Origin of the sequence: Flammeovirga sp. OC4, assembly GCF_000812565.1 — a bacterium.
Lineage (GTDB): Bacteria > Bacteroidota > Bacteroidia > Cytophagales > Flammeovirgaceae > Flammeovirga.
Window position 1 is genome coordinate 1 of the sequence record NZ_JTAM01000122.1, and the last position, 8,685, is coordinate 8,685.

Consider the following 8,685-nt stretch of genomic DNA (forward strand, 5'->3'; position numbering starts at 1 on the left):
CAAAAATTAAGCCCTAGTTGAACAAAGACGGTGGATTTTTCATGCACTCAACTGTATGGAAATTAGGAAGGACTTTTCGATTATTCGGGAAGTCTTTTTTCATTGAGAACTTTTTTATAGATCACTTCCCCGTTTTAAAAAAAAATTGCAATTGCTTACGAAATGAAAACGAAATACAAATTTCAGTTCGTTTTGTTTCTTGTTATTTAGTAATTTTTTTAACTTCAAGCATCTCTTACAAGAAAACTAAAACAGCAAGCAAACTTACTTTGAAAATTTAGCTAAAGACTTGGTGTATTGGTGTAAGAGTTATTTTTATAATGAATATATGCCATTGTCACATTATTGGAATAAAGTGAATGTGGTGTTTGTTAAATGTTAGGTGCAATTAAAAATCAACAAAATTAGTATATATGCCATATGAAATTAAAAATGTCAATCAATAAAATTAAGTCAATTGACTCTATTGAATTAGAACTTCCTATTGGTAAAGGTTTGTATGCTTTCACTGGTCAAAATGGGTCAGGGAAAAGCACGATAAGCTCTTGTGCTTCAAGTGTCTTTTTCTACATGAAAATGACAGACTTTTTTGGTCATACAGATAATGATGCAAGTATCAGTTTTGAGTTGAATGGTGGAAAAAGATATTATAAGAAATTCTATGAAAGAGACCGTGATAAATGGAAATGGACAAGAAAAACTGAGGGCGATTTTAAAATCAAAGGATTTTTTGAAGGAAGTTTAATTTATGGTAATAGGTTTAGAAATACAAATTATAACACGTTACGAAAGTTAGAATTTATTGATGAAAAACATTTAAAAGAAGCTCCAGAGTTTATTAGAACAAATTTGGGAGAAATTTTACATAATGACATTAACTTCTACCCTAAACTATTTACTGTAAAAAATGAAGATTTACCTCACAATATACATATTAACGGAGATATTTTTTATTATGAAAAATCGGGTAAGAAGATAAGTCAATTTCATATGTCAACAGGTGAGAATTTATTGATTAGTATCTTAAATTCTTTAAATATTAGAAATTCTGACAGAACAACAATTGATATTCCTTGTCTGCTTATGTTAGATGAGATAGAACTTGCTTTACACCCTTCTTCACTTAAGCGTTTGGTCGTTTTTCTCAGAAAGATGTCTGATAATTTCAATTATGCAATTTATTTTTCAACACATTCATTAGAGATAATAAGTTCCATAAATCCCGACAATATTTTTTTCATAGATAGACATATAGACAACTCTCTTGAAATAATAAACCCATGTTATCCTGCCTATGCGACTAAAATTCTTTATGACCAATCAGGGTATGATTACGTAATACTTGTTGAAGATGATTTGGCTTCTATAATGATTAATCGACTATTGAGGAACAATTCTTTGTTAAACAATAAACTAATTCATGTACTTCCTTGTGGTGGTTATTCAAATGTTATTGACTTGGCCCAAGATGTTGTCGTAAGTAATTTAATGGGGAGAAATGCTACAATAATGATAATCCTTGATGCAGATGTTAAAACAGAGGCTGCAAGTTATATTTCAAAAAATGGGATTTCAAACAATATTCCAATAAATTTTTTACCAGTCGAAAGTTTGGAAAAATTCTTAAGAGACAACTTGTTTAAAACAGTTGATCATAAACTTTATCGAACCCTGGAGGATTACATTTTTCATCAGGTAAGCCTAAGAACAATTATTGAAGAATATAAAAATTCAGGAGAATCACTAAAAGACAACAATGGTAAAAAACTTTATAACCGTATTGATTCAGAGTTAAGGAATAGAAACAAATCTCGAAATGATATTATTGAGGTGGTTATTAGACACGTAGAAGACAATCAGAAAAAAGATTTAAATAAGATTATCACATTCCTTAGAAAAAAACTAATAGAATAAAAGTGCATAATATTTCGAATAAGTAATGGCAGGTAAAGAGATAAATATGAAGGTTAGTAGCTCGCTAAAACTGCGTAGTGGTTTGACAGGAAATTACCTCGCAATCTGCCACTACTCATACAATTTACCGTTGTACTTAATGGTTGTAATATACCTAACACTAATATTTAGGCAGTATGAAAAATATTGATTATAGTGATATAAGTAAGTTTCTTGTTTCACTTGGAATTGTCTTGATATCAATATCGGTTTACATCCCCTTTTTGTATTTAACTAATTCTTTTGGATTGATAATTAGTAGTAATGATTACAATTTATTAGCTGACTTTTCAAAAGATTTGATTGATATCAAATATGATATAGTAATAAGTCTTCGATATATAGTTCCGTTAATATCCTTGTTAATTCTCTTATTAGGAATCTTTCTTTTTTATAAGGGATTTATGAAGTGGAATATTAAACAAGTGAAGTTAGATTTAATGGATGATTATGCTCTAGAAGAAAAAAGAAGGAAGATAGAACAGGATTATAGTTTTAATAAGATTATTGAGACAGGGGAAGAAAGTATTAAAAATAATACTAAAAATAATGTACAAGAAATTGAAAATCATGAAAAACAGAAACAAAGTTATGTTTCACAAATGTTAGAAGTTGAAAGGAAATTTAATGAACTCTTACAAAAGTTTTTTTTTGAAGAATATAGAGTGAAAAATAATCAAAGGTTAGATTCATTTGAATATGATTTTATTTTGAACTCGCCAATGAACTCAATTAATGATAAAATATTAGAAATTAAATATTTCAAAAGCAAAGTAAGTTATCATTATTCAACCGAATTACTGAATCAGTTATCAATAAAATTAGAATTGTATAAATCAAATATTAAAGAAAATGCTAATGGATATTTAATAATCTTCATCCATAATGATATATATGAATCTAATTCATTAAATTATTTCGCAAGTAATATTAAAGATTTTGAAAAATTGTTAAATGGAAATTTTGATGCTAAAGGTGTGAAAATAAAGTTCCTAAACCTCGATTCTTTTGAAAATTTATCAAAAGAAAGTATTAGAAATGTGTTAGAAATTTAATCGCATTGGCTTTGAAAAATTAAGCCCTAGTTGAACAAAGGCGGTGGATTTTTCATGCACTCAGCTATATGGAAATTAGGAAGGACTTTTCGATTATTCGGGAAGTCTTTTTTCGTTGAGAACTTTTTTATAGATCACTTCCCCGTTTTCAAAATAGATTGCATTTGCTCACGAATTGAAACGAAATACAAATTTTAAGTTCGTTTTGTTTCTTGTTATTTAATAATTTTTTAAATTCAAGAATCTCTTACAAAAAAACTAAAACAGCAAGCGAACTAACTTTGAAATTTAGCTTAAGACTTGGTGTGGTGGAGTAAGAGGTTTTTTAAAATTGATATACGCTGCTGTTACATTATTGGAATTAAGTGAATGTGGTTCTTATTGAATATTGTATACAAGTAAAAAATGATAGGAGAAAAAAATATTATTATTTAGTTAACGACACTTAGAAAGTGTCTTTATCCATTTTAGTTATTAAAATTTTCATGCCTTCGACGAAAACATTAACTTGATTGTCAGAATTGTGTCCTAATAGAAAAAAACACCGAGTGAATGCAATCATGACAAACAACCTTTTTCCAAACTTACAAGATGAATTTAAAAAACAAGGCAAAAAAGATATTCAATAAAGGAATAATGATAATAGCCATCATTATTATTATTTGTCTTTCACTTATTCCCTTCGCAATTATATTTGCGCCTTACATATTTAGAAATAACGGTAATCCTAAAAATGAAAAAAAAGAAACCGAATATACCGCTGAATATAAGGAGTTAAAAGTCAAGCTGAGAATAAAAACTGAGACTGAATTTTACGAAGTACAAAAAATCCCAAATAACGAAGTTATTAAAGGGAAAAGAGGTACATATTATATTGTTGATTTGAGTAACACTTTAATGAATGAAAGAGTTTTCTTTCAACCTGGAGAATTTATTATTCAAGACCTAAATGATGAGTTCTTGACTACACTCAATCACTTTATGAGTGAAGTCTATATGGTATTAGGCACCAATAATTCATTAGAACTTTTTGTTAAAGGAAGTGCAGATATTTCTGGAAATAATACATTCCATACCTCAATCAATTCATACTTTTTAGACAGTTTAGGATTTTCAACAATTGAATATCTACCTAAATTATCAAATCAAAAAAGCCTGTTTGCTGATACATTGTTGAAAATGCAGGTAACTCAATCATACACAAACCGTGAACTTCCAAATCTTAGAGCGAAATTTTTGCAAATAAAGTTATCTGAAACTTATTCAGAAATTCCAACTCCCCGAATTTTAGAAGGCAGTGTTGATTTAAGAGAAGGCGGAGAATTTAGAAATGCGGATATGATAATGTATATAGATTGGGAAAAATAAAAGCCTGCATACAACAATTATTTGGTCTTCAGACCCAAAAATTAAGCCCTAGTTGAACAAAGGCGGTGGTTTTTTCATGCACTCAGCTATATGGAAATTAGGAAGGACTTTTCGATTACTCGGGAAGTCTTTTTTCGTTGAGAACTTTTTTATAGATCACTTCCCCGTTTTAATTAAAAATTGCATTTGCTCACGAAATGAAAACGAAATACAAATTTTAAGTTTGTTTTATTTCTTGTTATTGAATAATTATTTAACTTCAAGCATCTCTTACAAGAAAACTAAAACAGCAAGCAAACATACTTTGAAGATTTAGCTAAAGACTTGGTGTATTGGTGTAAGAGTTATTTTTATAATGAATATATGCCATTGTCACATTATTGGAAAAAGTGAATGTGGTGTTTATCGAATGTTGCCTGCAATGCAAGGTGCAACTGGTAGAAAAGATTAGATACAATGAGACAAGTAACAATAGTTGGTAAAAAAGAAAGTATAAATGGTAGTCCTAATGAATGTCCATTTTGTCATAAAGCGATAACTCCAAATTTCCTTTTTGGACATAAGAATGGGCAAATTCTTGAAGTCTTTGCAACTTGTCCAGACCATGACTGTGCAAAATCATTTGTTGCATATTACAATAATTCTGGTAGTTATTGGACATTTAATGGGGTGACTTCGAAGGGAGAAATTATTGGGAGAGAATTTAGTGATACAATCAATGAAATATCACCTTCCTTTACAATTATATACAATCAATCTTTCGCTGCAGAACAACAAAATCTATCTGAAATTTGTGGAGTTGGTTATAGAAAAGCCTTAGAATTTCTGATAAAGGATTATGCTATTAGAAACTTTCCAGATAAAAAGGATGAAATAGAAAAGAAGCTATTAGGTAAATGTATAAATGATTACATAGACGATAATAGAATAAAAAGTGTTTCCAAAAGAGCTGTCTGGTTAGGGAATGATGAAACTCATTATGTAAGAAAATGGGAAGGTAAAAACTTAACAGATATGAAAAAGTTGATTGATTTGACTTTGCATTGGGTTGAAATGGTTGCTTTGACTGATAGTTTTGAAGATGAAATGCCTGATTAATAATTAAAAATAAATTTATGGAATTTTCAAAAGGAGATATTGTACAACTTAAGTCTGGTGGACCTAAAATGACCGTTAAAGGAATTGTAGGCGATTCAGTGCAAACTTTGTCAAGAATGGAAAATAAAGCTTATAAGATTCATGGAGTTGAAGAAGGTACGGTTATATGTGAATGGTTTTTAAACAATGAATTAAAATCAGGACAGTTTCAGCCTGAGATGATTATTAAATCAGAATAAGCACAGCAGGCAACAATGCGTAATAAGTAATGCAGGGAACGCACTGTTTATTAGAGGTTGTGCGATTTTTAACCCCCGCCAAATCAACGATTTGACAAGCGATTTCAAATTTGGAAATAAACTGTAAAATTGTTGATTTGGCTACTTAGCAATTTGAAGAAGTTGTGGGGGTAAATTCCGCACTACTCATACGCGAGCCGTCAGAAACTCAGCCCATCCCCCACACACCCTAAAAGAGGAGCTTTCTATAAAACAACTACACCAAATGCTCAAGGTGCTCAATAAGCAGATCAATAGGTTCTTCGTTAATAGTCAGGTCAGCATGATTACTGACTTCTTCGTTACGTGGAAAAGTGGCTACAGAGAACGTTGACAATTTGAACATTGCAATATCCGCAGGTCCATCTCCGAAAGAGATGATATTGTCAAATGGGGTCGCATAGCGTTTCAAAACGGATTGTACTACCTGAGCCTTTGAATCTTCTTCTACATGGATCAAAACTTCACCGGTGCAGACATCATCTTCAAATAGGATTTCATTGGAGATGACTTCATCTAGCCCAAGTTCTTTGGCGGTGATGGCATTCAAAAAGGACATCCCCGTACTGATCCCAATACAAGGAATCCCTTGTTTTTTAAACCAATGCACCAATGCTTTGGCTCCCTTACGTATCGGATTCGATTGTAAAATGGCCGTCATTTTATCTAGCGCGACACCTTTCCAAAGTGCAGCGTCCAATTCTGTCATTTCGGTATAAGATATTTTATGCTCCCTCCATGCCTCATAATATTTCCCACCTTGTTCCCCAGTTCCAAGGTGATTGTGCAGCAACATCCAAGGGTCCACTACTGTCCTTAATGTACCATCAATATCAAAGAAGGCAATAGTCTTCACGTTCTCGTTTTTTTCTCTTATTTCCATAACCACAAATATATTTTATACTATTGGCATACTACTTTACATTTGTAAAGTCATTTTCAAAATTTTTTGTTTTATGAGAAATGTATTGTCAGCACTTGAGAAGTATTATTCATTATCAGACGAAAGCAAAGCACTTATCATCAATGAAATGGAAGCATTTCGTCTGAAAAAAGGAGATGTGCTTATACATGAGTTGGAAAAATCACCGTACATGTTTTTTATAGAAAACGGAGCTGTAGCCACTTCCTATATTGATGAAAAGGGCAATAAAAAAGTCGTGTGGTTTGGTTTTGAAAGTGATATTTGTTTTTCCATCAGTGCTTATATTGACGTAGCCTATCTCCCAGAGACCATTGTACTTCTTGAAGACTGTCAGTTTTACAGAGTAAAAATCAGTCACATCAAAGCATTGTATCAAAACCATACCGATTGGGCCAACTGGGGAAGGAGTTTTATTGAGCACAATTTTGCCAGTATCATCAAAGAAATGGACGAATACAAGTCCAGAACCGCCAAGGAAAGATACCAAGAACTGATCAAGCATAAACCCAACGTCAGATCAAGAGTACCATTAAAGGCCATAGCCTCCTATTTGGGTGTTTCCCCCGTTACAATCAGTCGATTAAGAAAAGAAATCAAAGAGTAGAAAACTACCTTCTTGAAAAAGAAATTCACTTCGGTTTTATTTTATGTTATTCATAAAATATTTAACTTCAAGCATCTCTTACAAAAGCTAAAACAGCAAGCAAACTATTTTATACTCGTAAAAACTTGGTGTATGGGAGTAAGAGTTTTTATTCATATGCTACCGTTACAATATTGAAATAAAGTAAACGTGGTGTTTTTTGTATGTTATTGATAATAAAATGAAAAGAGCTTGTAAAAGATGTAACAAACATCAATTATTTGAGGTCCCTAACTTTAATGCAACTCAAAAAAAAGAGTTATTAACTTCTAAAGTTCATTCGCCCTTAAAGACAGTAAAAATGCTGATGGAATCTTATAAGTTATCACATGCAGATTCAAAATTTATTGTTTTACACATTAATACAAACTATGGGCAATGTAACAGGTGTAATTATAAAGACCTTGATTCTGAATATACAGACTGCCCAAAGTGTAAAGCATTGAACTTTAATTGGAAAATTGATTAATGGAAGACTTTGAGGCATATCTAGATTATCAATATGAAGTTGTTCGACCTGTATTTTTAAATAAACTAAAAGAATATCTTGAGCCTTTTTACATTGATAATATTGAGAATTTTTTTTACAGTTAAACATAACTTAGAACATCAGTTTAGCTCTAAATCTCAGCTGAAGCTACAATTTTTCTTCTAAACTTCCTCTAGCATTATAAGCAATATGAAATTTTATTTAGTAGACATCAATCCTAAATTGACTGAAGCATGGCATAAAGTTTTTGAAGGAGTTGAAAATGTAGAAGTTAAAAATCAATCAATTTTTGATCTATCATGTGATGTGATTATCAGTTCAGCAAATAGTTTTGGTTTTATGAATGGCGGAATAGACTTTGCAATTTCCAAAACATTAGGTTGGCACATCGAAAAAAAACTTCAACAAAAATTACGAGAGGACTATTTTGGTGAATTATTAGTAGGGCAAGCTACGATTGTGGAAACAGAGAATAAGCAATTTCCTTATTTGATTTCAGCACCTACTATGAGAACCCCAATGACAATATTACGTTCTCCCAATATTTATCTAGCCACCAAAGCGATCTTGACTTTACTTCAATATGGAAAGTTTGAAGATGGAACACCTTTAAAAGAGAGAATTTCTTCAGTAGCCATTCCTGGACTTGGAACAGGCGTAGGGCAAGTTCCGCCTTTGTTATGTGCTAGACAAATGAGAATAGCTTGGGAGGATGTTTTCAATGAAAAGTATAAAACCAAAGAAGGTTGGGAAGAGTTACGTTCAAACTATGCTTACTTTTTCACGCATGATGAAAATGATTTGCATTATGATATACCTTAAAATCAAAAACCAAGAGTAGCTTCGACTTTTAATCTATATTTCTACTAGATTTT

General features: G+C 31.2%; 8 protein-coding genes. 7 read left to right on the top strand and 1 reads right to left on the bottom strand.

Annotated elements, in window-relative coordinates:
* Positions 1–432: 432 nt before the first annotated feature.
* The 5 genes from PL77_RS29140 (at position 433) to PL77_RS29160 (ending at position 5,713) form a co-directional block, all read left to right on the top strand.
* On the top strand, positions 433–1,914 hold the full coding sequence (locus tag PL77_RS29140; RefSeq protein ID WP_216595955.1) for an AAA family ATPase: 1,482 nt from the start codon (positions 433–435) through the stop codon (positions 1,912–1,914).
* A 176-nt stretch (positions 1,915–2,090) separates the two neighbouring features.
* Positions 2,091–3,008 carry a hypothetical protein gene (locus tag PL77_RS29145; RefSeq protein WP_156152597.1) on the top strand — a complete coding sequence of 306 codons (918 nt, stop codon included), beginning with the start codon at positions 2,091–2,093 and terminating at the stop codon, positions 3,006–3,008.
* A 591-nt stretch (positions 3,009–3,599) separates the two neighbouring features.
* On the top strand, positions 3,600–4,376 hold the full coding sequence (locus tag PL77_RS29150) for a hypothetical protein (protein ID WP_044213365.1): 777 nt from the start codon (positions 3,600–3,602) through the stop codon (positions 4,374–4,376).
* 456 nt (positions 4,377–4,832) lie between these two features.
* Positions 4,833–5,474 carry a DUF4145 domain-containing protein gene (locus PL77_RS29155; RefSeq protein WP_044213367.1) on the top strand — a complete coding sequence of 214 codons (642 nt, stop codon included), beginning with the start codon at positions 4,833–4,835 and terminating at the stop codon, positions 5,472–5,474.
* Positions 5,475–5,491: 17 nt separating this feature from the next.
* Positions 5,492–5,713 (top strand): YodC family protein, encoded by a 222-nt coding sequence (locus PL77_RS29160; RefSeq protein WP_044213369.1) that lies wholly within the window; start codon positions 5,492–5,494, stop codon positions 5,711–5,713.
* 256 nt (positions 5,714–5,969) lie between these two features.
* Here PL77_RS29160 and PL77_RS29165 read toward each other — a convergent pair whose 3' ends face one another.
* Positions 5,970–6,608 carry an HAD family phosphatase gene (locus tag PL77_RS29165; protein WP_172665973.1) on the bottom strand — a complete coding sequence of 213 codons (639 nt, stop codon included), beginning with the start codon at positions 6,606–6,608 and terminating at the stop codon, positions 5,970–5,972.
* 100 nt (positions 6,609–6,708) lie between these two features.
* On the opposite strand from PL77_RS29165, the gene PL77_RS29170 reads away from it, so the two are divergent.
* The gene (locus PL77_RS29170) at positions 6,709–7,281 is read left to right on the top strand and encodes a Crp/Fnr family transcriptional regulator (protein ID WP_044213375.1); all 573 of its coding nucleotides are present in this window, start codon (positions 6,709–6,711) and stop codon (positions 7,279–7,281) included.
* A 718-nt stretch (positions 7,282–7,999) separates the two neighbouring features.
* Positions 8,000–8,632 carry a macro domain-containing protein gene (locus PL77_RS29180; protein WP_044213377.1) on the top strand — a complete coding sequence of 211 codons (633 nt, stop codon included), beginning with the start codon at positions 8,000–8,002 and terminating at the stop codon, positions 8,630–8,632.
* The last annotated feature ends 53 nt before the right edge of the window (positions 8,633–8,685 follow it).

What these genes read in the sequence shown, in the direction of transcription:
- PL77_RS29140 (WP_216595955.1), top strand. Translation starts at nt 433, where the DNA reads ATGTCAATCAATAAAATTAAGTCAATTGACTCTATTGAATTAGAACTT.
- PL77_RS29145 (WP_156152597.1), top strand. Translation starts at nt 2,091, where the DNA reads ATGAAAAATATTGATTATAGTGATATAAGTAAGTTTCTTGTTTCACTT.
- PL77_RS29150 (WP_044213365.1), top strand. Translation starts at nt 3,600, where the DNA reads ATGAATTTAAAAAACAAGGCAAAAAAGATATTCAATAAAGGAATAATG.
- PL77_RS29155 (WP_044213367.1), top strand. Translation starts at nt 4,833, where the DNA reads ATGAGACAAGTAACAATAGTTGGTAAAAAAGAAAGTATAAATGGTAGT.
- PL77_RS29160 (WP_044213369.1), top strand. Translation starts at nt 5,492, where the DNA reads ATGGAATTTTCAAAAGGAGATATTGTACAACTTAAGTCTGGTGGACCT.
- PL77_RS29170 (WP_044213375.1), top strand. Translation starts at nt 6,709, where the DNA reads ATGAGAAATGTATTGTCAGCACTTGAGAAGTATTATTCATTATCAGAC.
- PL77_RS29180 (WP_044213377.1), top strand. Translation starts at nt 8,000, where the DNA reads ATGAAATTTTATTTAGTAGACATCAATCCTAAATTGACTGAAGCATGG.